21 protein-coding genes are annotated in these 24,531 nt (G+C 63.3%); 15 read left to right on the top strand and 6 right to left on the bottom strand.

From position 1 onward, the window contains the following. Positions 1-47: 47 nt before the first annotated feature. The 6 genes from ACFE8X_RS00240 to ACFE8X_RS00215 are packed head-to-tail and all read left to right on the top strand — an operon-like array spanning position 48 to position 6,024. Positions 48-1,571, top strand: a complete 1,524-nt coding sequence (locus ACFE8X_RS00240) for a sugar ABC transporter ATP-binding protein (RefSeq protein WP_375449426.1) — start codon at positions 48-50, stop codon at positions 1,569-1,571. Continuing rightward, positions 1,558-2,505 carry an ABC transporter permease gene (locus ACFE8X_RS00235; protein ID WP_375449425.1) on the top strand — a complete coding sequence of 316 codons (948 nt, stop codon included), beginning with the start codon at positions 1,558-1,560 and terminating at the stop codon, positions 2,503-2,505. The genes ACFE8X_RS00240 and ACFE8X_RS00235 overlap by 14 nt, the downstream gene beginning before the upstream one ends. Next, complete coding sequence (locus ACFE8X_RS00230) at positions 2,505-3,458, top strand: ABC transporter permease (RefSeq protein WP_375449424.1); 954 nt, start codon at positions 2,505-2,507, stop codon at positions 3,456-3,458. Before ACFE8X_RS00235 ends, ACFE8X_RS00230 begins: the two co-directional genes overlap by 1 nt. Beyond that, entirely contained in the window at positions 3,455-4,429 is a 975-nt protein-coding gene (locus ACFE8X_RS00225) for a phosphotriesterase (protein ID WP_375449423.1), read from the top strand. The genes ACFE8X_RS00230 and ACFE8X_RS00225 overlap by 4 nt, the downstream gene beginning before the upstream one ends. 8 nt (positions 4,430-4,437) lie before the next feature. Then, positions 4,438-5,190, top strand: a complete 753-nt coding sequence (locus tag ACFE8X_RS00220; RefSeq protein ID WP_375449422.1) for a creatininase family protein — start codon at positions 4,438-4,440, stop codon at positions 5,188-5,190. Between the two features lie 24 nt (positions 5,191-5,214). Next, positions 5,215-6,024, top strand: coding sequence for a GntR family transcriptional regulator (locus ACFE8X_RS00215; protein ID WP_375449421.1), 810 nt, complete (start codon positions 5,215-5,217; stop codon positions 6,022-6,024). Here ACFE8X_RS00215 and ACFE8X_RS00210 read toward each other — a convergent pair. Continuing rightward, a complete protein-coding gene (locus ACFE8X_RS00210) occupies positions 6,021-7,532 on the bottom strand; it encodes an FGGY-family carbohydrate kinase (RefSeq protein WP_375449420.1) in 1,512 nt (503 codons plus the stop codon). The genes ACFE8X_RS00215 and ACFE8X_RS00210 overlap by 4 nt on opposite strands. A 307-nt stretch (positions 7,533-7,839) precedes the next feature. Next, the gene (locus ACFE8X_RS00205; RefSeq protein WP_375449419.1) at positions 7,840-9,063 is read right to left on the bottom strand and encodes a glycosyltransferase family 4 protein; all 1,224 of its coding nucleotides are present in this window, start codon (positions 9,061-9,063) and stop codon (positions 7,840-7,842) included. 185 nt (positions 9,064-9,248) lie between these two features. Between ACFE8X_RS00205 and ACFE8X_RS00200 the strand changes: the two genes are divergently transcribed. The 9 genes from ACFE8X_RS00200 (at position 9,249) to ACFE8X_RS00160 (ending at position 21,115) form a co-directional block, all read left to right on the top strand. After that, entirely contained in the window at positions 9,249-10,973 is a 1,725-nt protein-coding gene (locus ACFE8X_RS00200; RefSeq protein ID WP_375449418.1) for a type I secretion system permease/ATPase, read from the top strand. Continuing rightward, complete coding sequence (locus ACFE8X_RS00195) at positions 10,970-12,304, top strand: HlyD family type I secretion periplasmic adaptor subunit (protein WP_375449417.1); 1,335 nt, start codon at positions 10,970-10,972, stop codon at positions 12,302-12,304. Before ACFE8X_RS00200 ends, ACFE8X_RS00195 begins: the two co-directional genes overlap by 4 nt. A gap of 197 nt (positions 12,305-12,501) precedes the next feature. Then, the gene (locus ACFE8X_RS00190) at positions 12,502-13,161 is read left to right on the top strand and encodes a calcium-binding protein (protein WP_375449416.1); all 660 of its coding nucleotides are present in this window, start codon (positions 12,502-12,504) and stop codon (positions 13,159-13,161) included. A gap of 72 nt (positions 13,162-13,233) precedes the next feature. Beyond that, positions 13,234-15,408 carry a glycosyltransferase family 2 protein gene (locus ACFE8X_RS00185; protein ID WP_375449415.1) on the top strand — a complete coding sequence of 725 codons (2,175 nt, stop codon included), beginning with the start codon at positions 13,234-13,236 and terminating at the stop codon, positions 15,406-15,408. Beyond that, positions 15,405-16,238 (top strand): class I SAM-dependent methyltransferase, encoded by an 834-nt coding sequence (locus tag ACFE8X_RS00180; protein ID WP_375449414.1) that lies wholly within the window; start codon positions 15,405-15,407, stop codon positions 16,236-16,238. Before ACFE8X_RS00185 ends, ACFE8X_RS00180 begins: the two co-directional genes overlap by 4 nt. Then, positions 16,238-17,485, top strand: coding sequence for a glycosyltransferase family 4 protein (locus ACFE8X_RS00175; RefSeq protein ID WP_375449413.1), 1,248 nt, complete (start codon positions 16,238-16,240; stop codon positions 17,483-17,485). Before ACFE8X_RS00180 ends, ACFE8X_RS00175 begins: the two co-directional genes overlap by 1 nt. After that, a complete protein-coding gene (locus ACFE8X_RS00170) occupies positions 17,485-18,225 on the top strand; it encodes a hypothetical protein (protein WP_375449412.1) in 741 nt (246 codons plus the stop codon). Before ACFE8X_RS00175 ends, ACFE8X_RS00170 begins: the two co-directional genes overlap by 1 nt. Before the next feature lie 5 nt (positions 18,226-18,230). Beyond that, positions 18,231-19,862 carry a hypothetical protein gene (locus tag ACFE8X_RS00165; RefSeq protein WP_375449411.1) on the top strand — a complete coding sequence of 544 codons (1,632 nt, stop codon included), beginning with the start codon at positions 18,231-18,233 and terminating at the stop codon, positions 19,860-19,862. Beyond that, on the top strand, positions 19,859-21,115 hold the full coding sequence (locus tag ACFE8X_RS00160) for a glycosyltransferase family 4 protein (protein ID WP_375449410.1): 1,257 nt from the start codon (positions 19,859-19,861) through the stop codon (positions 21,113-21,115). The genes ACFE8X_RS00165 and ACFE8X_RS00160 overlap by 4 nt, the downstream gene beginning before the upstream one ends. Here ACFE8X_RS00160 and rfbA read toward each other — a convergent pair. The 4 genes from rfbA to rfbC are packed head-to-tail and all read right to left on the bottom strand — an operon-like array spanning position 21,030 to position 24,518. Next, the gene (gene rfbA / locus ACFE8X_RS00155; RefSeq protein WP_375449409.1) at positions 21,030-21,968 is read right to left on the bottom strand and encodes a glucose-1-phosphate thymidylyltransferase RfbA; all 939 of its coding nucleotides are present in this window, start codon (positions 21,966-21,968) and stop codon (positions 21,030-21,032) included. The two genes, ACFE8X_RS00160 and rfbA, sit on opposite strands and share 86 nt — an antisense overlap. Next, entirely contained in the window at positions 21,965-22,897 is a 933-nt protein-coding gene (gene rfbD, locus ACFE8X_RS00150) for a dTDP-4-dehydrorhamnose reductase (RefSeq protein WP_375449408.1), read from the bottom strand. The genes rfbA and rfbD overlap by 4 nt, the downstream gene beginning before the upstream one ends. Beyond that, on the bottom strand, positions 22,897-23,946 hold the full coding sequence (rfbB, locus tag ACFE8X_RS00145) for a dTDP-glucose 4,6-dehydratase (RefSeq protein WP_375449407.1): 1,050 nt from the start codon (positions 23,944-23,946) through the stop codon (positions 22,897-22,899). Before rfbB ends, rfbD begins: the two co-directional genes overlap by 1 nt. After that, on the bottom strand, positions 23,946-24,518 hold the full coding sequence (gene rfbC / locus ACFE8X_RS00140; RefSeq protein ID WP_375449847.1) for a dTDP-4-dehydrorhamnose 3,5-epimerase: 573 nt from the start codon (positions 24,516-24,518) through the stop codon (positions 23,946-23,948). The genes rfbB and rfbC overlap by 1 nt, the downstream gene beginning before the upstream one ends. Positions 24,519-24,531 lie beyond the last annotated feature (13 nt).

Raw genomic sequence — 24,531 nt, 5'->3', positions numbered from 1 at the left:
GGCCGGGCAGGTTTTCTGCCCGGCCCCTGCCAACCGGACCGATGCTTATGTCTTCACCGCCATTGCTATCGCTGGCCGGCGTCTCCAAATCGTTCGGCACCAACAAGGTGCTCAAGGACGTGTCCTTCGCCGTGCACCCGGGCGAAGTGCTGAGTCTCATTGGTGAAAACGGTGCTGGCAAGTCGACGTTGATGCATATCATTGCCGGTACCTTCGCTGCCGATAGCGGCGAGGTGCTGTTCGATGGCGCCAGCTATCGTCCGTCATCGCCCAAGGCTGCCCGCGCGCGTGGTGTGGCGCTCGCCCTGCAGGAAACATCTGTCCTGCCCGACCTGACGGCGGCGGAGAACGTCTTTTTCGGCTCCGAACCTCGCAATCGGCTTGGCCTCATCGACCAGGGTGCCCTCCACAGGGCCGCCGCAAGCCTGTTTGACGACCTTGGATTTACCTTACGGCCCGACCAGCTCGGCGGTGCCCTGTCGGCGGCAGAGCGGCAGATGGTGGAGATCGCGAAGGCGGCCCGGCTCGAGCCCAGGCTGCTGATCCTCGACGAACCCACGGCGTCGCTGTCCGCGCATGAGGCAAATCTTGTCCTCGCCGTCATGCGCAGGCTGACCGAGCGCGGCGGCTCGGTCATCTTTATTTCCCACCGCCTCGACGAAGTTCTGGTTGCCGGCGATCGGGCTGTCGTGCTCAAGGACGGTGTTCTCACCCTCGACGCCGAGCGCGGCACCTTTGATCGCGACAGCCTGGTCAAAGCCATGGTCGGCCGAACCCTGGTCGATGTGTTTCCCCGGCGCCCCTCGGGCATAGCGGCCAATGAGGTCCGCTTCAGCGTCGATAACGGCCAGGCCAAGGGCCTCAAACCGATCAGTTTTGCCGTAAGGATGGGAGAGATCGTGGGCTTCGCCGGTCTCGAAGGGCAGGGCCAGCGTCCACTGGCGTATGCCCTGGCTGGCGTTGCCCCATTCAAGGCCGGCACGGTCAGGCTCGAGGGCAAGCCGCTCGATCTCTCCAGCCCATCTGCGGCCATCCAAGCCAGCATCGCGACCATTCCCGATGATCGCAAGCATGAAGGCCTGGCCCTCGATCTGCCAATCAAGATGAACATGAGCCTGTTCGCGCTGTCGAGGCACACCCGATGGGGTGTGCTCCCGCTGCGGGCCGAACGCGAATTTGCCGAGGCGGCGCGCGACCGCTTCATGATCCGTTCGACCGGCATCAATCAGAATGTGCGTCAGCTCTCCGGCGGCAACCAGCAGAAGGTGGTCTTTGCCCGCTGGCTTGCCGAAACGCCGAAGGTGCTGGTGCTCTACGAGCCCACCAAGGGCGTCGATATCAACGCCAAGACCGAAATCTACCGGCTGGTCGGCGAACTGACCGAACAGGGCGTATCCGTTGTTCTGATCAGTGCCGACATGCTCGAACTCATCGGCCTTTGCGACCGCATCAATGTTCTTTACGAGGGCGCAATTTCGGGCAGCCTCGATCGCGCGGAATTTTCCGAGGAAGAGATCATGCGCCTGGCTGCGGGCCCCCTCGAGCAGGGAGCCCTGCATGCCTTGGGTTAAAGGCTCCATCCGCTTCAATCTCAGCCTGGCCTTACCCTCTCTGGTGCTGGCACTGCTGGTAGCGCTGATCGTCGGTTTTTATACGCCATCCTTCCTGCTCGCCGGCAACCTGGGCAATCTCGTCAATCGCGTCGTTCCCCTCGGCCTGGTGGCCCTGGGAGAAGCTATGGTGTTGTTTGCCGGGCGCATCGATCTGTCCCTGGGCGCCATCATGAGCCTGGCGACTGCTCTGATGGCGACGCTGTCGGTGCAGATCGGCTGGCTCGCCATCCCGGTCGCGCTGGCCGGCGGTGCACTATGCGGCCTTTTTACTGCTGCCGGCATCGTGCTGCTGCGCGTCAATCCGCTGATCATGACGCTGGCCACCAGCGCAGTGGTCAAGGGCGTCACGCTGCTGATTCTCCCATCGCCGGGCGGCGAGGTCGATTACACCTGGTACGAGCTGTTCTTTGGCATGGACGAGCCGCTCGGGCTGCCGCTCTATCTGATCCTCTCCGTTTTCCTCATTGCCTTCGTGGTGCTCGGCTGGACCCGCTTTGGCCGCACGCTTTATGCCATGGGCTCGGATGAACGCTCGGCCTATGCCAATGGCGTTAATGTCCGGCTGATGGATGTCGCGGTCTTTACCCTGGCCGGCATGCTGGCCGCCAGCGCCGGCATTGTCATGTCGATCCGCATTCTCTCGGGCGATCCGCTGATCGGGGATCCCTATACGCTCGATGCGATAGCGGCCGCTGTGCTCGGCGGCGTGGCGCTCAAGGGTGGGCGCGGCAATGTGCTGGGTGTGCTTTTCGGGGTGGTGGCGCTGGTGCTGATCAGCAATGCCTTCAACCTGCTCGAGATCGACACCAATATCCAGGCCATCGTCAAGGGCCTGATCTTCGTGCTGGCGCTGGTATTCTTCATGCGTGGCAAAGCCGGGGAGATTGCGTGATGAACGAGGTCATCGCTCAACTCAGGCCATCGGCCGCCAGCCTGCGGGCCCTGGTGCTGCTTGTGGTCCTGCTGGCGGTGTTCTTCTTTGCCCTTGGCCGCTTCTCGCCCACCCTGGCGCTCGACAATATCCGCCAGGCCGCGCCGCTGGGCGTCGTTGTGCTCGGCCAGGCGATCGTCTTGATGATGGGGCGGCTCGACCTCTCGGTTGGCGCCACCGCCTCGCTCGCCAATATAGTGCTGTCCTCGGTGTTTGCCGGCAACGTGGACAATATGGCGCTGGCCCTTGCGGCGACGCTTGGGGCCGGCGTGCTGGTGGGGCTGGTCAACGGCATCATGGCCACCAAGCTGCGCATCCCGGCGTTTCTGGCAACGCTTGCCACCTCGTTGATCATTGCCGGGCTGATCATCTATTTCACCGGCGGCTCGCCGCGCGGTTCGGTGCCCCCCGGCTTCCGCGCCATTACAGAAAGCTGGCTGGCCGGTCTGGTGCCTTATTCGGCGATCATCTGGCTCGTGCTGCTGGCCGCGACCCTGTTCCTCGTCCACTTCACCATGCTGGGCCGCAAGATGCTGCTCTCGGGCGCCAATCCGGTCGCCGCCCACCACACCGGCATTCCCGCCGATGCCCTGGTCATCCTCAGCTTCGTGCTCTGCAGCCTGTTGGCCAGTGTTGGCGGCATCCTGTTGTCGGCGATCACCGGCATGGCCAGCATCGGCGTGGGCAATGCCTATACGCTCGATTCCATTGCCGCTGCCGTCATCGGCGGCGCGGTCTTCGCGGGCGGCGTCTTTCTGCCGCTCGGCGCGGTGGCCGGCACGCTGATCCTGTTTTTCGTGCAGAGCCTTCTCTATCTGCTGTCCTTGCCCCCGGCAGCCAAGTTCATCGTCCAGGGCGGCATCATTATCCTGGCACTGGCGTTGGCCAATATCCGACAGGGGAAATCCTCATGACCTTTATCCGCACGCTGACCGGCGATATCGATCCGTCCGAACTGGGTTTGACCTATGCCCATGATCATCTTTTCTGCGTTCCGCCGCTGTGGAAAGAAAAGAAGATCGACGATTTCATGATCGATGACCTCGAATCTTCGATCAAGGATGTCGAGCTGTTCACGGCCCAGGGCGGGCAAGCCGTCTATGACGCCACCGCCATCGATTACGGCCGCGACCCCACCGCCCTCAAGGCAATTTCGGACCGTACCGGCATCAAGATCATTGCCACCGCCGGCTTCAACAAGGCGGTCATGTGGCCCGGCCAGATGGCCGGCACTGGCGGCACCTTCCAGCAGTGGATCGATGGCCATTCCCGCGCCCAAATCCGCGACCATGTGGCGAGCGAAGTGACCACCGGCATGGACGGCACCGACCTGCGCGGCGGCGTCGTCAAGTTCGGCACGGGCTACAACACCATCAGCGACAGCGAGGACAAGGTCATGCGCGCGGTGCTCGATGCGCATAAGCAAACCGGTGCGCCGCTGCATTCCCACACCGAACTGGGCACCATGATTTTGGAGCAGTTGGCCATCGTCAAGGCCGAGGGCGTCGACCCGACCCAGCTGACCATCGCCCATGTCGATCGCAACCCCGATCCCTGGCTGCACGCCAAGGCCGCCCAGACCGGGGCGTTCCTCTGCTTCGATGGCATTAGTCGCATTAAATATCACCCCGAAAGCGTGTTGATCGACTGCATGCTGCAACTGGTCAGGCGCGGCCATGAACAGCAACTCATGGTCGGCGGCGACATCGCCCGGCGCACCATGTACCGCAACTACGGCGAAGGTGGCCTTGGCCTTGGCTACATCCTTGAAAGCTGGGTTCCCCGCTTCATCGAGGAAGCCGACGAAGCCGGCTTTGACGGCAAGGGCCTCATCCACACCTTCATGGTCGAAAATCCCAAGCGCGCCTTCGTTTTTAACAGTTGAGTCAGTCCGTGTTTTCCCACCAAGCCGATGTCGAACGCCTCAACGATGCGCAGATGCGGGCATTGCTGGCCAGCCGGCCTGTCGCCCTGCTGCCGATGGGAGCCGTCGAATCCCATGGCGAGCATCTGCCGGCCGGGACCGACAATATCCTGGCCCGCCGTCTCGCCGTGGCGCTGGTCGAAAAACTGGCTGGTTCGGTGCCAGTGATGCTGCTGCCGCTGCTGCCGTTTGGCCAGGTCTGGTCGCTGTCCGACGCCCCTGGCTCGTTCACGTTGTCCAATGAAACGGTAACGCGCATCATTCTCGAGATCGCGCGCTCGACCAAGGCCAAGGGTCTGGCGACCATGGTCATCGTCAATGCCCATTACGGTAACGCCGCCGCCATCCGCGACGCACAGCGCCTGCTCAAGGAAGAAGCGTTTACGCTTGCCCTGTTCAACTATCCGGGTGCCGATATCCCGACCAGGGCCGTGCGTGAAAAGCCCATCGTGCATGCCTCGTTCATGCATGCCTGCGAGATCGAGACCTCTTACATGCTGCATCTCGCGCCCGAATATGTGCGCATGGAACTGGCGATCAGCAACTATCCGCAATTCCCCGCCGATTTCGCCGAGATTCCCTATCGCTGGAGCGAGTTCTCGGCCAGCCCGGTGCTGGGTGACGCAACGGCGGCAACGGCCGAAAAAGGCAAGATAATCCTGGATGCGGTGATCAATCGGATGGCCGAACTGGTCGGAGAGCTTTATTCTCGCCAGCCCTAGGTCCCATTCTTCCAGGAATATACTTTGAAAGCCGAACCAGCCGCGGCCCGCGATCATCGTCCGATCTACATTCAGGTGGCCGAAAGCTTGCGGGCCCGGATATTGTCCGGTTATTACGATGACCGGCTGGATGGCGAACTCAAGCTCGTCCAGGAATGGAAAGTCAGTCGCCGCACCATCCAGCAGGCGATCGAGATCCTCGTCGACGAGGGCCTTCTGGGCCGCCAGCAGGGCGCCGGCACCTTCATCAACCATCGCGGCGTTGCCAAGCGCTACCGCGCCATCACCTCCATCACCGATGGCATCGTCGCCCAGGGCATGCGCGCGCGCTATCGCATCCTCAGTTCCGGCCTTGAGCCGGCCACCCCGCGCGGCACCGAGTTCTTCGGGCTTTTGGCTGGTGACCAGGTCTATGCCCACCGTCGCCTGGTGCTGGCCGACGATCGCCCGGTCGCGGTAGTCAGCACCTTGCTCAATCCGCAGGTGCTCGATGGGCTCGAACTCTCTCACCTGGACAAGGGGCTGTACAGCACCCTGCGCGAGCATTACGGCCGCACCATCGTGCATGCTCAGGACCACTATCGGCCGGTGATCGCCGATGCGGAAATCGCCGGCCATCTGCGCCTCGAGCCCGGCACGGCGATCTTTTTCGCCCAACGCCGGGCGGTTGATCAGGATGGCAAGCCGATGGAGCTGTCCGACATCGCCATGATCCCGGTGCCGCTGGAAATCGCCATCAGCCAGGTCGGTGCCGACTGGATCGGCAAGCCGCCACTGACGGCAGAGCCTTGGGATTACCGTGTCGGTTTCGGAGATTTCGGCGCCACGCCTTAACGATAGAGCGGTGCCACCCCGTCCAGCATTGCCTTGCTGACCTGCTGGTAGCGTCTGAAAGCCACGTCGTAGGCGGGCTTGAGCGCCGCATCCGGTTCATGACGGTGTGCCAGCACGAACGTCTGCCGACAAGCCTCGGCCAACGAGCCGTACCAGCCGATCGCCGTCCCCGCCAGAAGAGCTGCGCCTTTGGCGCCGAATTCGGTTCCGGCCGGAATTTCAACGGGTAGCCCGGTCACGTCGGCGATCATCTGCGACCAGAACGGGCTGCGGGCCCCGCCGCCAACGAGCCTGATGGCGTTGATCGGGCGTCCGATGGCTTCGTAGCAATCGCGGATGGCGTAGGCGACGCCTTCGAATACCGCGCGGACCAGGTCGGAACGGGTATGGCTGGGGTTGAGCCCGGTAAAGGTCGCGCGAGCCCCCGGTTCGAGCCGCGGCGCAATGATGCCGATAGGACTGAGATAGGGCACATAGGTCAATCCATTGGTGCCCGGCCTGCCGCCGGCGGCGATCGCGTTGAGGCCGTCATAGGGGTCAGGCAGCGCTTTTAGATCCGGGCACAGCGCATCAAGGCACCAATCCATATTGGTCGTGCCGGCCACGTTGACCATGGTCTTGAGCCACAAGCCGCCAGGAATGGTGAAAAGAATGCCCATGTCGCGCGGCGTGAACACCGGCGTGGTGGACAGCACGCCATTAAGGCACGTGGTGCCCAGGACCGTGCAGGCCACGCCTTCCGCAGCCGAACCGGCGCCGATGACGCAGGCCGGCAGGTCCCCCGCGCCGATGGCGATCGGCAATCCGGGCGGCAGCCCGACAATTGCGGCAGCATGCTCACTCAAATAACCGCCCAGCGCGTCAGAAGCGCGAACCTCGGGCAACAGATGCGCAAACGCTTCCGTACCGAACAGCTTCAGCAATTGGGGATTGAAGCATCGACCATGGGCCGTGCCGGGGCCAATGGCGGCATCGGTCTCGTCCGTCGCGATTTCGCCGGTCAGCCTCAGGCGGATATAGTCCTTGGCAGTCAAGATGCTAACTGAGCGCTCCAGGATGTGGGGCTCGTTCTCGGCCAACCATGCGAGCACCGGCAGGGTGCAACCGAGCTGCATGACCTGACCCGAACTGTCGAACAATTGCGACATCAGGTCTGGATTGGCCTCGCACAGGCGGTTCATCAAACCCTGCGCCCGCCCGTCATTCCACAGGATGCCGGGCCGCAGCAGTCGATGGTCGGCGTCGATCATCCAACCGCCGATCATGACTGCGGTAATGGCCAGTGCCTTGATATCCCGCGGATCGGCCCCAACCTTGGCAACGACCTCGCGACAGACGTCAACGACCGCCTGCCAGAGCTCGTCACCGTCGATCTCGAACCAGCCGGGAAACGGCGACATAGTCCGCGTCCGTTTGGCGGCAACGGCTATTTCACTGCCCGAGCGATCGAACAGGGCTGCCTTCGTGACCGAAGTCCCAATGTCGAGCCCGATGACATATGCCGGCATGCAAATTTGTCCTATTGATAACACAAGTAGTCATGTATGGCTTTGCCGGTCAATATGGGCACGCGTGTTCTAAAGGCAGCTCAAACCGGTCTTCCCGCCGCCCTCATTTCTACCACCGGGTTCCGCAGTTCAGTCGATCCTTAAGGACACCTCATCGGGCGCCGCGTTATTGCCGGCTGCAATCAAAGCTTCGGCAGCGACAGTCTTGGGCGCCAGCCTGGCTTTTCCCAAACGCCGCATGTTGGCATTGGCCGTCTATTCCGGCTCGCCCCAGTGTTCCAGCAGCTCCGCTTTTCTTCGCCGGGGACTACACGACCTGCGAACGCGTCTTGCTGCGTGCAAGGACGGTAGCCAGCGCGCGTACCTGGAGTTGGAGGCAGTCCTCAAGGCGGGCCCGCTCCTCGACCGTCCGCCGGGCGGCGGCGCGCATCGGCGCAAGGCTTTGCCTGGTTTGGAGCGCGTCGCGCAGCGTCTGTGTCAGCGCTTGCGTATCAAAGAACGGCACGAGCAGGCCGTTGCGCCCATGGGTAATGTATTCGGTGACCGGCGCAGTCGCCGATCCCACGATCAGGGCGCCCGACGCCATGGCTTCCAGCATCGACCAGGACAGCACGAACGGATAGGTCAGGTACACATGCGCCGCCGAGACCTGAAACAGGCGGATCAGTTCGGCGTGCGGCAGGGTGCCCAGAAAATGGATGCGGGCGGGGTCCATGCCCGTCTCGTCCATCATCACCTGGCGCCAGGTTCGCCCATCGGCGGGTGAAGGGCCGTAGCTGGTGGCTTCGCCGCCGGCGACCAGGAACACGACATGCGGATTGGTACGCGCCAGTTCGGCGGCGGCGCGCATGAACTGGGGAAAGCCACGATAGGGCTCGAGATTGCGCGCTGCATAGGTCACCACCGGGTCGCCGGCGCGCAGCGTACGCCCGTCCGGCAGAGTAAAGCCGGCGCCCGCATCGGGACGGCAGAAACCGGTATCGATGCCGTCATGAACCACGCCGATGCGGTGGCGCAGCGGCTTGGGAAAGAGGCTTTTTTGCCACTGGGTCGGGCTGATGCCGGCATCCATGTGCATCAAGGTGCTGATCTGCGCGAAATTGCGCGCCTTGAGCTTGCTCACATCGGTCAGGCGGGTCGGCGCTTCCGGATCGAAGCCGACATCGGCCCCCTTGGGCTGGTAGAAGAACTCGCAGTAATTGAGTTGCGGGGTAGCCGGGAACACATCCTTGGCAAACAGCAAGCTGCCCCAGCCGCCGTGACCGACGATCAGGTCGGGCGCGCCCTCCTGGCGGCGCAAGGCGGCCAGGACGTGGGCAACTTCGGTTCCCAGCCGCAAGTGGTAATCGGTCGCGGTGCCGTCGGGCCCTTGCTGGCCGACCTGGCGGTGGCGGATCACCCGGACACCCGGCATGGGCTGGTCGGCGCTTTCGCACAGCAACGTCACCTCTTCGCCCCGCTGAGCCAGATGAGTTGCCAGATGCACGAACTGGCCCGGCCCATGACGATGGACGAACAGAATGCGGGTCAAATAGCAGTTTCCTCTGAATGCATCACAACAAACCGAGACGTCGCAGAACAGCAATTGTTAAATTGCCGCCAATGAAGAAGTAAAATCTAAATAGCTGAAAGCGCATGTGTATAAGGTAGGTAAGTCGATATCAATTGAATAAAATTGAATATTGTTGGCTTGTCGTCGATGAAAAAGGACTGCGCATGGCCCGACTCAAGTCCAATTCGAGCAACGCCGCGCTGATTGCCAGCGGCCGGCGCATGGTGTTTCGCGGCCTCGTCTTTGCCGGTGTACTCAGCGCTTTCATCAACCTGCTGCAATTGCTGGTCCCGCTCTACATGCTGCAAGTGCATGACCGGGTGTTGAACAGCCGCAGCATGGATACGCTCGCCATGCTTACCGTTCTGGCGGTGGGCGGCATCGTGCTCTACGGCGTACTCGAATTCATCCGCAGCACCACGATGCTGACCATGGGTGCGCAGTTCGTGCGCCAGCTCAACCTGCCGCTGATCGAGGCGTCGCTGCGCGTTTCCCTGCAGGATGGTTCGAGCAAGGCCTCGCAGTCTTTGCGAGACGTTTCCGAGATGCGCAGTTTTTTTGCCTCCGGCGCGGCGGGGGCGCCGCTCGAAGCGGCATGGTCGCCGATCTTCATGCTCGCGCTGACGGCGTTGCATCCGCTCTACGGCATCGTGGCGCTGGTTTCGGCCGTGGCGATCGTATCGATGAGCGTGATCGGCGATCTGGTTTCCAAATCGCTGCTGCGCGACTCGAGCGCGGCTCAGGTGGAGGTCCTGGCTTCGGTCGGCAGCAGCCTGCGCCAGGCCGAGGCGATCGACGCCATGGGCATGCTGCCGGCGCTTGGCCGCCATTGGCAGGCCGGACAAAATCACGCCGACCACACCTTCGACATGGGCATGCGGCGCAACAAGATGATTTCGGCCGCCTCAAAATCCATTCGCTACGGCATGCAGGTGGCGGCCCTGGCCATCGGCGCCATCCTTGTGGTGCAAAGCCTGGTCACGCCCGGCACGATGATGGCGGCCTCCATCCTGATGGCGCGCACTTTGCAACCCTTCGATTCCATCATCGAGAACTGGCGGCAATGGCGCGCTGCGGCCAGTTCGTGGTCGCGCATCAAGGGGCTGCTCGATACCGACGGGGTGGAACGGGAATTCAATCCCCTGCCGGCGCCCGAGGGCGACCTGGTCGTGGAAAAGCTGGTCTATGCCGTGCCCGGCAGCGCATCGCCGCTGATCAAGGCGCTCGATTTCACGCTTTCGCCGGGCGAGGTCCTGGGCGTGATCGGCCCGTCGGCCACCGGCAAATCAACATTGACGCGGCTTCTGGTGGGCACGTTGAAGCCGACCTCGGGCGGGGCGTTTCTTGGCGGGCACAATGTGCATACCTGGGAGCGCCGCTCGTTCGGAAAGGCGGTGGGCTACCTGCCCCAAGCGGTCTCGCTGCTCGATGGCAGCATTCGCGAGAACATTTCGCGCCTCAACGACGACGACCCCGCTGCGGTGATTGCCGCAGCGCGGCAAGCCGGCGTGCATGACATGATCGGCCGCTTGCCTTTGGGCTACGATACCCAGACCGGCGATTCCCGGCTGACGCTGTCGGGCGGCCAGAAGCAGCGCATCGGCATCGCCCGTGCCATTTATGGCAAGCCGCGCCTCGTGGTGATGGACGAGCCCAACGCCAATCTCGATACCGAGGGCGAACAGGCGCTGGTGCGCACCATTGCCCGGCTCAAGGCTGACGGTGCCATCGTGGTCATCATCGCGCATCGTTCGGCCCTGCTGCAGACGGCAGACAAGCTGCTGTTGCTCAAACCTGACCATAGCTGGCAGTTCGGATCGGCCGCGGCGGTCAGCGCCATCATGGGGGCAGGCGAAGAGCGGGTGGTTCTTTTGGAGAATCGGGCATGAGCCAGATCGCATCATGGAACGCGCCGCACCGAGCCGAGGTGCCCGAATGGGTCCCCAAACTGCGCGGCAACATTATCGCTGGCGCGGTGGCAATAGCCTTGGGCTTCGGCGGATTTCTTGCCTGGGGTTACACGGTCCATCTTGATAGCGCAGCGGTGGCCAGCGGGTCGGTGGTGGTCGACACCCGCCGCAAGACCGTAAGCCACCTCGAAGGCGGCATCCTGCAAGACTTGCTGGTTCATGAAGGCCAGGTGGTGGCTGCCGGTCAGCCTCTGGCTCGGCTGGAAAACATCCGTGCCGGCAGTCAGTTGCGGCAGTTGCAGTCACAGCGGGTCGGGTTGCTGGCCCGGCTGGCGCGGCTCGATGCCGAACAGGAACAAGCAGCGTCAATCAGCTTTCCAACCGAACTGATCGAGAGCACCGATCCCTTCCTGCAGAAAATCATTCGCAATGAAATCCTGCTGTTCGAGCGTCGTAAGGAAACGCTGGCACGCACGGTCGAGGTGCAGCGCAAGCAGATCGACGTCTATGCGGCCGACGCGGCCGGCGCAGCGGCCCAGATCGTCTCCAATACGCGCCAGCAGGGATTGCTCGGGACCCAGGTGGCATCGATGCAGGCTTTGGTCGACCAGGGCTACGCGACACGGACCCAACTGGTTGAATTGCAGGGCCGGGTCAGCGTGCTGACTGGGCAAGCCGGCGAACTGGCGGGCGCCAAGGCACGGGCGGAGCAGGCAAGGGCGGGTGCTGAGCTCGAAATCTCGCGGACTGAGACCACCTGGCAAAGCGACGTGGCCGATGCCATGCAGGCGGCCCAGATCGAACTCAGTGGCCTTGACGACAACATCTCGGCCGCCGCCGACGTGCTGCGGCGGGTGGAGATCACTGCGCCCGTTGCCGGCGTGGTCACCAATATTGCGGTCACGACGCTTGGGAGCGTCGTGGTGGCGGGGCAACCGATCATGGATGTCGTGCCCGAGAACGATGAGCGCATCGTTGAAGCCCGCATCGATCCGCGCGATATCGATTCGGTGCATGTCGGCGCCAAGGTCCAGGTGCGGCTCTCCGCTTACGGCTCCCGTCAGATCGGCATGCTCGAGGGGGAACTCAGCTATGTGGCGGCCGACAAGCAAGTCGATGAGCGCACATCGCAACCCTACTATCTGGTACGCGCAACGGTGTCGGCGGAAGCGCTGGCCGCGAACCCCGACGTGACTCTCTATCCCGGAACCCCGGCAGACCTGCTGATCCTCAACAAGCCCCGCCTGGCAATCGACTATGTCCTTGCACCATTTTCAGAAAGTCTGCAGAAAGCATTTCGCGAAAATTAACGGAGTTACATGTATAATATTCGCAATTTTATCGATATTATCTAGTTAACGATCGATGAGTAAACGATTTATACTTCAAAACAATTGATTTTATTTGCGTATCTGGCCTCTCGTAGTATTCTTCGCATGTCAGCACGCCTTACCTATCGGTGCTGTCGACACGTCAATCCAAATGTTCACAACAATGGAGAACGGCTATGGCGACTTTAGAAGGCGGTGCCTTCGACGATACGCTACTGGGCAGCCGGTTTAGCGACGTCATTCTTGCACGCGGCGGAAACGACTTCGTATTGGGTGGCTCAGGTCATGACATCATCTTCGGCCAATCGGGCGAGGACATCATCTTCGGCGACAAGGGAAATGATTCCGTTTTCGGCGGCCTTGGTGACGACTATCTGGACGGGGGGCAGGGCAATGACCTGCTTGATGGATCGTTCGGCGATGACTTCCTGTTCGGCGGCAAAGGTCAGGACACCCTGCTCGGCGGCACCGGCAACGACTTCCTGTCCGGCGGTGCCGGGGGGGACATTCTGCTTGGCGGCATCGGCAACGATGTGCTGAGCGGCGGTGCAGGCGGCGACATTCTTTCCGGCGGTGCCGGGCAGGACGTCTATGTCTTTTCCGGCGGTGGCGGCAATGACGTGATCATCGATTTCCAGCCCGGTGACGACATCCTCCAGATCGAGGGTGGCATCAACGGCACGGATATCGAGACTGCGTCAGACGTCGTCTCGCACGCGATTGCGGTTGGAAACAACACGCTGATCAACCTGGGCAATGGCGATACCATCCTGCTCAAGGGCGTGAGCCTCGACGATATTCAGGACAATCCCGACGCCTTCTTCTCGATTACCTGACAAATCCAGGAAGCGCCTCTTGGGGGCGCTTCCAATTAGGGCCGCGTGGTGCTGGCCCCGGGACCTCGAGCCATGCCGATAGACGATCCCCACTTTGTTGTGCTGTGCGACCGTGTCGTTCTGGTCGTCTGGTCCCTGACTGATCCGGTGGACGGACCAAGCACGCTCACCGGCTCGTTCGGCGAGGCTGTGACGCCACTCAGTTGCCTGCGTCTTGCGCTGGAGAACGGCGGCACGCGCATCATCTGGGCCCTGGCCCGTCCCGCCGAGGACACCGCCATCATGATGGTAGCGACCGGTGGCATCGGCTCGACCGCGGTCGAATTTGATACGCGCAAGGCCACAGCCGTTGATCAAACGATCTTTGCCGGCCTCACGGGCCCGGCCCGGCTTTCGCTAGCGGCCGCCATGCTGTCAACATGGGCCAGCCTTTTTCAGCTGCAGCGGGACCCTGGTTTCCTGGGCATGCTGCACAAATTGCTGACCGCTCCTGGCGGGGCCGCGGGGCGGGTCCAGGCGATCATGGGCGTCGACACGGCCGTGGTGGTGGAAACACCGGTGCCTGAAAAATTCGGTGCCTGCAAAAGCGGCTATCTGATCTCCCAATCCCACATAAAGGCGGTTAAGCCGAAGTCGCTGTCGGTACGAGGTCCCGATCGCGAGCGCGGCATGCGGCGCTTCTTTCTCGACCATGCACCGGCATCGGGTGACTACCTCCTGGTGCTGCGTGGCGAAAACGGCCTTGTGGTGCGGGCCTGGTCGACGTCGCAGAAGCCACAATCGCCTGAGACTTGGTGGCGCAAGGGCGGGCATCGCGAACCCGGGCTGCGACAGGAAGTCATCACGCTGTTCAACACCCATTCGGACGGTGCGCTGGCGGCTTCGATCGAGTTCCAGTTGCGCTGCCCTCTCAAGCCTGTTGCGGTCGCCGGCAGCCCAGTGCTGCCCAGCGCCGGCATCGAAGTGGCGCTCGCCGGCCAGAGCGGCCTGCTCATGGGCGGCTGGTATCGCGATCCATCGGGTTTCATCGAGGGCTTCGACCTGCTGGGCGCCGACGACAAGCCGCTGTCGATCGATGACGAGCGGATCGAATTTGCCGGCAAGGTCGCGGGGCCGGAAAAGGAGGCAATACCGGCCACCGGTTTCATCGGATTTTCGACTCAGATCAAAGGGCCACTGTTGCAGCCGCGTTTTCTGATGCGGCTCAAATCAGGTGTGCGCCACCTGCTGACCCCGCCGGTGCAGCCGCTTGACTGGACCGGAGCACGGGCCGCGGCTTTGCGCTCCGTGCCGCCCCAGGCGCTGACCGACCATGTGATCGCCAACTGCCTCGCGCCGATTATCGGCGAGTTCCAGCAGGCCGCCAAGGCCAGCATCGGCACCCCCACGGTGCAGCAGATCGGCACGCCGGTGGACGATCCGCTCGTTTCGATCGTCATCCCGCTCTATAAGGTGCTCGATTTTCTGCCCTTCCAGATCGCCGCCTTCGCCTCGGACCCGCAAATCCTGTTCCGCTGCGAAATTATCTATGTGCTCGATTCACCCGAGCAGGCCGACGCCGTGGCCCATTTGCTGACGGGGCTGAACCTGGTCTATGGCTTGCCGATCACCTTGGCGGTGATGCCGCGCAATGGCGGCTTTGCCATCGCCAACAACCGGGCGGCGAGCCTGGCGCGCGGCAAGGCGCTGACCTTGCTCAACTCGGACGTCATCCCGATCAAGGCAGGCTGGGTGGGCGAACTGACCGAACGGCTCAACGACGAGTCGGTCGGCGCCGTCGGCCCCAAACTGCTGTTCGAAGACGATTCCATCCAGCATGCCGGCCTGTTCTTCGACCGCGACCATCGTGGCCGGTGGCTGAACCACCATTATTACAAAGGCATGCCGCGCCATTATCGCCCCGCCAATAGCGAGCGCTCAGTCCCGGGTGTGACGGGCGCCTGCGTCGTAATGCGTCGCGCGTTGTTCGAGGCGGTCGGCGGCTTCACCGAGGACTACGTGATCGGCGACTATGAGGACAGCGACCTCTGTCTCAAGGTTCGCGCCACCGGCCGCGACATCGTCTATGTGCCCTCGGCCGAGCTCTACCACCTCGAGCGCCGCTCGATGACGCAAAGCAGCGACTATATGCGCGGCGTCGCGTCCCAGTACAATTCCTGGCTGCACCAGCAGCGTTGGGATGCGGCGATGACTGCGCTCATGGCTGTCGACGCCAAGTCAGACGCCCAGACCCGGAGAGTTGCATGAGCGTGCACCAGCTACAGGTTCACCCCGCCAAGCCGGCTTTGCCGATGAGCGACGTACAGCTCGACTGGCTGATGCAGGCGATCCTGGGCAACCGGTTTCTGCCCGAACCGGACCCCAGGAGCGTCTTTGTCGGCGACGGAGACTATCGCGCCATCGGGGTGGAATACCTTTCGCACCTGGTACGGCTGGGTGGCCTGCTGCCACAGCATCGCGTGCTCGATATCGGCAGCGGCATCGGGCGCCTCGCCATGCCGCTCACCCAGTATCTGGCTCCGGGCGCCAGCTATCTCGGCGTCGATCCCGCCCGCGAGGGCGTTGCCTGGTCGCAGCAGCACATCACTGGCACCTATCCCAATTTCCGCTTCCGCCACCTCGACATCGCGCACGAGATCTACAATCCCGAAGGCCTTTTACGTGGCGCCTCCCTGGTGCTGCCGTTGGGCGACCGCAGCGTCGACTTCGCCTTCATGGTCTCGGTGGTGACGCATTTACCGCCCGACGAGGTTGCCGTCTATGCGCGCGAAGTGGCCCGCGTGCTGGCGCCTGGCGGACGTTTTCTCGTCACCAGCTTCATCATGGACGAGACGGGGACGGGCCCCCAGCCCAAGGACCCGCGCTGCAGTTTCGTGCGGACCCAGAACGGTCCGGATTGGTATGTCGATCCGGCCGCCCGCTTCGGTGCGGTGGCCTTCGACGATGGCTGGCTCGATCGATGCCTTGCCGAAGCCGGACTGGTTGTCCAATTGCGCAGTCTCGGGCATTGGCGCGGCACCAAGGCGTCTCACTACCAGGATATCATTGTCGCGACCAAACCAGGCGGGACCCACTGATGCGCATTCTCGTTCTGGCCCACAACCATCCCGATTTGCACCCCGGCGGAACCGAGATTTTCGCGCATGACCTGTTCCAGGCCTATAAGCGCCAGGGCGCCGATGCGCTCTTCGTGGCGGCCACCAATAACCTGCATCGCGAACAACGCCCGGGCACCAGCTTCCAGACCATCGGCCCCTCGGGCGACGAGGTCGTCGTTTGGGCGGGCCATTTCGACCGCTTCTACATGAGCCAGACCGACAGCTACGGCACCATGCAGGATATGGCCCGCCTTTTGGCCGACTATCGGCCGGACGTGCTGCATCTGCATCACCTGCTGCTCCTGGGCGCCGAACTGCCGTTCCTGGCCCGGCGCATCCTGCCAAAGGCGGAGATCGTGCTGACCCTGCACGACTACTACCCGATCTGTCATCGCGACGGGCTGATGCTGCGCAACCGCAGCAACGAGCGGTGCAGCAAGGCCTCGCCCTCAGCTTGCCACTCGTGCTTCCCCGATATCGGGGCCGATCGCTTCCTGCTCCGCGAGCGCAACCTCAAAACGCTCCTGCAGGCGGTGGACCGGTTCATCGCGCCGTCCAAATTCCTGCGTGACCGCTATGTCGAGTGGGGCCTGCCAGCCGACAAGATCACGGTGCTGGCCAATGCCCGGCCGGCGACCCTGGCAGCCCCGACGCTGCTCAACCGGGTTCGAACCACCTTCGGATACTTTGGCAATATTAGCCCTTGGAAAGGGGTGGACGTTCTGCTCGAGGCGGCCAAGAAGCTGCGTGACGGCGGCCATGATTTCGAGCTGCGCCTGCATGGCGGCATGCCGTTTCAGAGCGAGGCTTTCACTGCCAGGATCGACCGGCAGGCGACCGAACTCGAAGGCACCCTGGTGCGTACCGGTCCCTATCGCAGCGAGCGCATCCCCGCGCTGATGTCGGCGGTACATTGGGTGATCGTGCCGTCCATCTGGTGGGAAAATGCGCCGCTGGTGATCCAGGAGGCGTTCCAGCATCGCCGGCCGCTGATCGTCAGCGGCATTGGCGGCATGGCCGAGATGGTCGAGGATGGGGTAACGGGGCTGCATGCCCAACCCAATGATCCGCTCGACCTCGCCCGCGTCATGCAGCGCGCCATCGAAACGCCAGACCTGCACCGCCGCCTGGTCGAGGCCATCCCGGTCCAGCCCGATATCGACCGCTGCGCCAGCCAGCACCTAGCCCTCTTTGCCGCTGCCCAACCCGTCTACGAGGTCGCCTGATGAGCAATTCCGAAGCCGAGCGCAGCGACCAGGCCATATCCGTCGGTCCGCGCATGCAGGGGCGGGTCGATGCCATCGACGGCGGCCACGTGTTCGGCTGGGCCTGGCATGCCGATGCGCCCAGCGAGCGGCTCAACATCGAGGCTTCCTATGATGGCAAGGTCATCGCCAAGGCCATCGCGGACCGGGCGCGCGTCGATCTGCGCCGCAACGGTATCGGCGACGGCTCATACGCCTTTGACCTCCACGTCGACGGCAAGCTGGATGGTCTGCAGGAGCGTCTGACGATCAGGGCGATCACGGCCACGGGCGAAGCCATTGTGCTGCGCATACCGTCCAGCGACGAGCGCGCAGCCGAAGCCGCGGTGGCGGTGCCGCTGTCCAGGGTGCTCGAACGGCTCGATCTTTTGGTCGCGGCGCAACGGCAGTTGCAGCTCGGCCAGCGCGACACCGGCGGCACCATGAAGACGCTGGCCGAGCGAATCGATGCGCTCTGTGCCGAAGGCGGAGCCATCGAAACGGCCGTGGCGCGGGTTTCGGGCGCCCAGAACGAGGTGGCTGAGCGCGTGGGGTCGATTGAAATCTTCCTGTCCCGCTTCGATGGCACTCTGGCAGGCTTCGACAAGCGCCTTGCGGCGCTGCAGAAGGTCGGCAGCAGCGAAGTCAAACCCCTGATCATCATGCTTGCCACGATGCTGGGCTTCGTGGGCGGCGCCGTGCTCGTCCTGTTCATACGATAGCAGCTGTGACCGCCCAGATCGCTCCGCGTGAAGTCGAGGCGGCCAACCAGGTCGTGGTGGGGCTGATCGAGGCCGTGGGCCAATTGGGCGACAACGAGCTGTTTGTCAGCGGTTGGTCGCGCGAGCGACCCGCGCCGGGCGCCGCAGTCCTCGCGGTCGGCAAACGCCAGACCATCGAGGGCCGCATCTGGACCGCCTGGTCCGATCGGCCCGATGTCGGCCCCCATACCGGCTATGCTGGCGTCATCGAACTGGCCCGGCCGATTGATGCCGCCGAGCTTCACAGTGTTCGGCTGGGCGGCGCGCGGGGCTTTGCCCTTTACGAGGGCCGCAACATCCTTGACCGCCCGCAAGCCATTGCTCTCCTGCGCGCCGGCCTGCCGGCCGCACTGGTCGAGGGACAGCGCCAACGGCTCGAACAGGTGGCGACGCGATTTGATGGTACGGATACGATTTCCGGCGCGATCCAGCCGGTGCGCGTCGGGATCGACGATTGCGTGGTGCTGCCGGGCGAGACGCTGCTGGTCAGCGGCTGGTTGTTCGACCCTGAGGCTACGGTCGAGACGGTGTGGGTGGCCCGCGACAGTGCGCGGTTGCGCATCGACGTCGATTGGGTGAGCCAGGCAAGACCCGACGTGGCGGCAAGCTTTGCCGCCGAACCGCGGTTCGCCCTCTACCGGCCGGCGCATGTCGCGCACGGCTTCGCAGCGCTGGCCAGTGGTATCGCGACGATAAAGGACCTGCGTCTCACCGTCGTCACCAGGGATGGCACCGCCTTGCATGTGCCGCTCTCTGCGCGGCAGGGCGCGCCGCTGCCGCTCTTGCGCGGGTTCCTGGCACGGCTCGATCCGAACCTGCCGACCTCGCTCGACATCGCGGACCGCCAGATCGCCCCGGTGCTGGCCGCGCTTGATCCGCCCCGGTTGCAACTGTTGCGCCATACGCTCGGGCCGCCCCACCTCGACGCACCGCTCACCCTGGTCATCGGCTGCTTCGGTGATGGGGCCGATCTCCCCATGCTTCTGGCAATGCTGGCCGCCGATCCTGCGGTCCGTGCCATTCCCCTTGTCGTTGCGGGGGGTACCCGCGAACTGGCCAGCTTGGCCGGGCAGATCGAGCGGGCTGCCCAGGCCTATGGCCTCACCATCGGGCTCGCCCATGGCGACGGCATCGGCGATCATCTCGATGCGCTGACCATCGGCGCCGCCGCGGCGTCTGGCCCGCTGCTGTGTCTCCTTGCCGCCGATCGCCTGCCGCGAGGCCAGGGCTGGCTGACGGCATTGCAATCCGCCAGCCGCGCGACCCCCGATGCGGTGATCCTGCCGGCAATGCTTGATGGCAGCCTCTATGGCCCCCATGGCGGCCAGCGGGCCCGGCTCGCCAGCGATCCTGGTTGCTGCATCATCGATCGCAGCGCGTTTCTCGATGCGGCTGGATCGGCCGCCAACCGGCTCGACCGGGAGGGCAAGAACCAGGCGCTTCTGGACCACCTCGCCACAGCCGGCGTCAGTGCTCGGATAGTCGAAACGGTCGAGGTTTTGACCGTCAGCCAAACGCCGCCGGCCGCAGCGCTGGCGCGCCGTGCCGACGCCCGAGCCACCCAGCTGAAAATCCTTTCTCGGCGGTTGTCCCAATGAATATCGACGCCCGGCCGCTGCGCATCGCCACCCTGGCGCATGGTCATCCATCCCTCTCCACCGGCGGCGCCGAAATTGCGGCTCACAGCCTGCACAAAGTGTTGCGCGGCAGCCCGGGTGTCAGCGCGCTGCATGTGAGTTGCGCGCCGTCAGGTCATATTATGACACTGGCGGGCGGGGCCGACGGCAATGAACACCTGGTGGCCGATACAGCCATAGATAACTTTAGTCTCCTGCGACGCGATCCGGCCGATCCGGCAGCGCTGCTCGGCCTGTTGGAGAGCTTCCAGCCACAGGTCATCCATCTGCACCACGTTCTGGGCTTTGGCGCGGACCTCTTGCTGACCTTGCGTTTGGCGTTTCCAGCGGCCGTGATCGTCCTGACGTTGCACGAGTTTATCGCCATCTGCCATAACCAGGGACAGATGATGCGGACGGGCGGTGCCCTCTGCGAACGCGCCGCCCCGACCGATTGCAATAGCTGTTTTCCCGAAATTGAACCTGGCCGTTTCGTGCGGCGGGAAGCCTCGCTGCGGGCGTTGCTGTCGGTCGTCGACAGCTTCATCGCTCCCAGCGCCTTTCTGGCCAGGCGCTACCTCGATTGGGGATTGCCGGCCGATCGGATGATCGTTATCGAAAACGCGCTGGATTTCCCGCCTGTCAGGCAAGTCGCTGCGACCGCCAAGGCGCGGCGAGGACGATTTGCCTATTTCGGGCAAATGACACCCTTCAAGGGCATCGACATCTTGCTCGAAGCGGTGGCCGCCATTCCCGATGATGAATGGGCGGGATCGAGCCTGGTACTGCATGCAAGCAATCTCGAACGCCAGCCCGAGGCATTCCGGTTGCGCATCGGCGCGCTGATCGCCCGGGCCGGGCCGCGTGTGCGGCTCGTCGGCCCTTACAACAATGCCGACCTGCCGCGGCTTATGGCCGACATCGACTGGGTCGTCGTTCCCTCGATCTGGTGGGAGAATTCGCCGCTGGTGATCCAGGAGGCCTTCAGCAACCGCCGTCCGGTGATCGCCAGTGCAATCGGCGGCATGGCCGAAAAGGTTATCGATGGCCGCAATGGCCTGACCTTCGCAGCGGGCGATGCGGCTTCGTTGGCACGAACGCTGTTGCGCGCCGCCGACCCCAAGCTCTGGTCCAGCCTGCAGGCCGGCGTTACGCCGCCGGTCGCCGCCAATGATGTGGGGGCATGGCACCTTCGCCTCTACCACCATATGCTGGCGCGCCGCGCTCGGGCATGAGACCTGCCAGGTACGCGCCATAGGCGGATTTGCCGAGCCGGTCTATCAGGCGGCCGAGCTGGCGTTCGTCAATATAGCCCAGGTGATAGGCCACTTCTTCAGGACAGGCGATCTTGTAGCCCTGGCGCTTTTCCAGCGTGGCCACGAACTGAGCGGCATCCAGCATGCTGTCGGGCGTACCGGTATCGAGCCACGCATAGCCCCGTCCCATGAGTTCCACCGAAAGGCGCCCTCGCTCGAGATAAACGCGGTTGACGTCGGTAATCTCGAGCTCGCCGCGCGCCGACGGTTGCAGATTGGCTGCAATATCGACCACCTGCTCATCGTAGAAATAAAGGCCGGTAACCGCCCAGTTGGACTTGGGGGTGCGAGGCTTTTCTTCGATGTCCAGCGCCTTCATGCTTTCGTCGAAGTGGACGACCCCATATCGCTCCGGATCGTTGACATGGTAGGCAAAAACGCTCGCGCCGGAGCGACCGTGGGCTTGGCTGCGCAGCAGCGCGGGCAGGCCGTGGCCATAAAAGATATTGTCGCCCAGCACGAGCGCGGATGGCCCGCCGTCAACGAAACGCGCACCGATCCGATAGGCGTCAGCCAGTCCGTCGGGCCGTGGCTGTATGGCGTATTGAAGCTTGATGCCCCATTGCGTGCCGTTGCCGAGCAGGCGCCTGAAGGCCTCAAGATCCTGTGGCGTGGTGATGATCAGGATCTCGCGAATTCCGGCAAGCATAAGCGTGGTGAGCGGGTAGTAGATCATGGGCTTGTCATAGACCGGCATGAGCTGCTTGGAGACCGCGTGGGTCATTGGATAAAGTCGGCTGCCAGTACCGCCAGCCAGCACGATGCCCTTCATAGTACCGCCTCGCTAACGTTTTGATGGAGGATATTGCTGCGCCAGCCCTCGCTGACAGCGACAGATCGAACAGTGCGGCGCAGCGACGTCTGCCAATCCGGCAGGACAATGCCATAGGCCAGTGCAAGCTTGGCAGTGGCGAGAACGGCATTGGCGGGGCGGATCGCGGCAGTCGGATAGTTGGCGCTGGCTAGAGGTTGCACCTCGGCCCAGGGGCCACCAAGGCTGGCTGAATCGGCAAAGGTGCGAACGGCAAGGTCGGCCCAACTGGCCTGGCCCGTTCCGGCCATATGGAAAATGCCGCGCAGGCCGGTATCAGAGTTCGCCAGGAGCCGGCGGGCGATAGCCAGAATTGCTGCTGCGACGTCCTCTGCAGCGGTGGGGCACCCGAACTGATCGCAAACGACGCCGATGCTGGAGCGGGTGCGAGCCAGTCTCAGCATGGTCCGCACGAAATTGTTCCCGGTAGGGGAATGCAGCCAAGCGGTGCGCAAGATCACCGCGTCGTCCGTGGCTTCTGCAATGGCCATTTCGCCGGCAAGCTTGCTAGCGCCATAAACGTTCTGGGGATTGGGTGTATCGGCTTCGACATAGGGGCGTCGGGCGCTGCCGTCGAATACGTAGTCGGTCGAGAGGTGGATAAGCGGAATGCCCAGCGTGCTGGTTGCCGTGGCCAATATGCCGGGTGCTACCGCATTGACGGCATGGGCAAGCGCCGGCTCCGCCTCGGCGCGGTCGACTTCGGTGTAGGCGGCGGCTGAAACAACGATGTCAGGCGCTGCCGCAGCCAGCGCCGGGGCGATGGAGCTCGGATCGCTGAGATTGCATTCGGGCCTTGCCATGCAGACGATGGTGTGGCCCTCGCCTGGCGCAAGCGCCAGCAAGGCACTCGCCACCTGTCCGTTGCGTCCGGTGAGCGCGATGCGCATCAGGTCACCGCTCTCAGGCGTGGGCGCATCGCTTCCCGATCGGCAATAGGCAACCACCAGTGCAGGTTTTCAATGTACCAGTCGACCGTGGCCTGTAAGCCCACGGCAAAGTCTATGGTCGGCTTCCAGCCCATTTCCGAGCTCAGCTTGCCGGCATCAATGGCATAGCGTGCATCGTGGCCGGGGCGGTCGGAAACGAAGCGGATGAGGTCGCCATGCGGTGCCGCTTGAGGCCGGCGCATGTCGATTGCGTCGCAGATGGCGCGGACGATGTCGATGTTGCGCCACTCGTTGCCGCCGCCCACATTATAGCGTTCGCCCACCTGGCCGCACGAGGCAATCAGATCAAGGGCGCGGGCATGATCCTCGACATGCAGCCAGTCGCGCACGTTGGAGCCATTGCCATAGACCGGCAGTTCCTCGCCTTGCAGCGCCTTTAGGATGGTCAGCGGAATGAGCTTTTCGGGGAACTGGTAAGGGCCATAGTTGTTCGAGCAGTTCGAAATGACGATCGGCAGCCCGAAAGTTCGTCCCCAGGCATTGACCAGGTGGTCGGAAGCCGCCTTGGAGGCCGAATAGGGCGAGCTGGGATTATAGGGGGTATCTTCGCGGAACTGCCCCGAGGGGCCTAGCGATCCATAGACCTCATCCGTAGAGACGTGCAGGAAGCGGAAAGCGTCTCGTTCTGACGGGGCCAGCGCGTCAAAATAGCGCCGCGCGACATCCAGCAGGGTGAAGGTACCCACGATATTGGTCATGATGAAGTCGTGGCCGGCGATGATCGAGCGATCGACATGGCTTTCCGCGGCCAGATGCATGACCCGTTCGGGGCGGAAATCTTCAAATGCAGCGTTCATGGCGTCGCGGTCGCAGATGTCCGACTTCAAAAAATGATGTGCAGCGTGACCTTTTACCGGCTGCAAGGATGCAAGACTGCTTGCATAGGTCAGCTTGTCCACGGTGAGGACTTCGTGCCCGCGCTCAAGGACAAGGTGACGAACCACTGCCGACCCGATGAATCCTGCTCCTCCCGTGACAAGGATGCGCATCAGGCTACCCCTGTGCCCAATTGCAAGCCGGCGAACAGGTCGCGCAGGCGCGGTTGCAATTTGTCCTTGGGGGATAGTTGGTGGGCGAGCGCAACGTGTGGCCAGGCAACGCCGAGATCCTGGTCGTTCCAGGCGATACCGCCTTCATCGGCCTTGCTGTAAAAAGCCGTGACCTTGTAGCAGACGGTGGTATTGGGCTCGAGCGTGCAAAAGCCATGGGCGAAGCCGGCAGGTATACACAGCTGGTTGCCTTTTTCCGCACTGAGGGTAACAGCGATCCACTGCCCGAAGGTGCGCGACGCCGGTCGGATATCCACCGCGACATCGAAGATGCTGCCGGTCACGCAGCGCACGAGCTTGCCTTGGGCAGCCGGGGCGGTCTGGAAGTGAAGCCCTCGAACGATGCCCGCGACCAACGATAGCGACTGGTTTTCCTGGACGAAACGCACCGGGGCGACCTCGGCAGCGAACCAGTCCTCGCGGAAGATCTCGCGGAAATAGCCCCGTTCGTCCGGGTGGCCGGGCAGGCTCACCTCGACGACATCGGGCAGTCTCAACCTGTGCGCCTGCATCAATTGGCTCCTG

The sequence above is a fragment of the uncultured Devosia sp. genome (genome assembly GCF_964244875.1).
Taxonomy (GTDB): Bacteria; Pseudomonadota; Alphaproteobacteria; order Rhizobiales; family Devosiaceae; genus Devosia.
The sequence above is the reverse complement of the archived record's forward strand: the minus strand, read 5'-3'. Positions and strand labels throughout refer to the sequence as shown.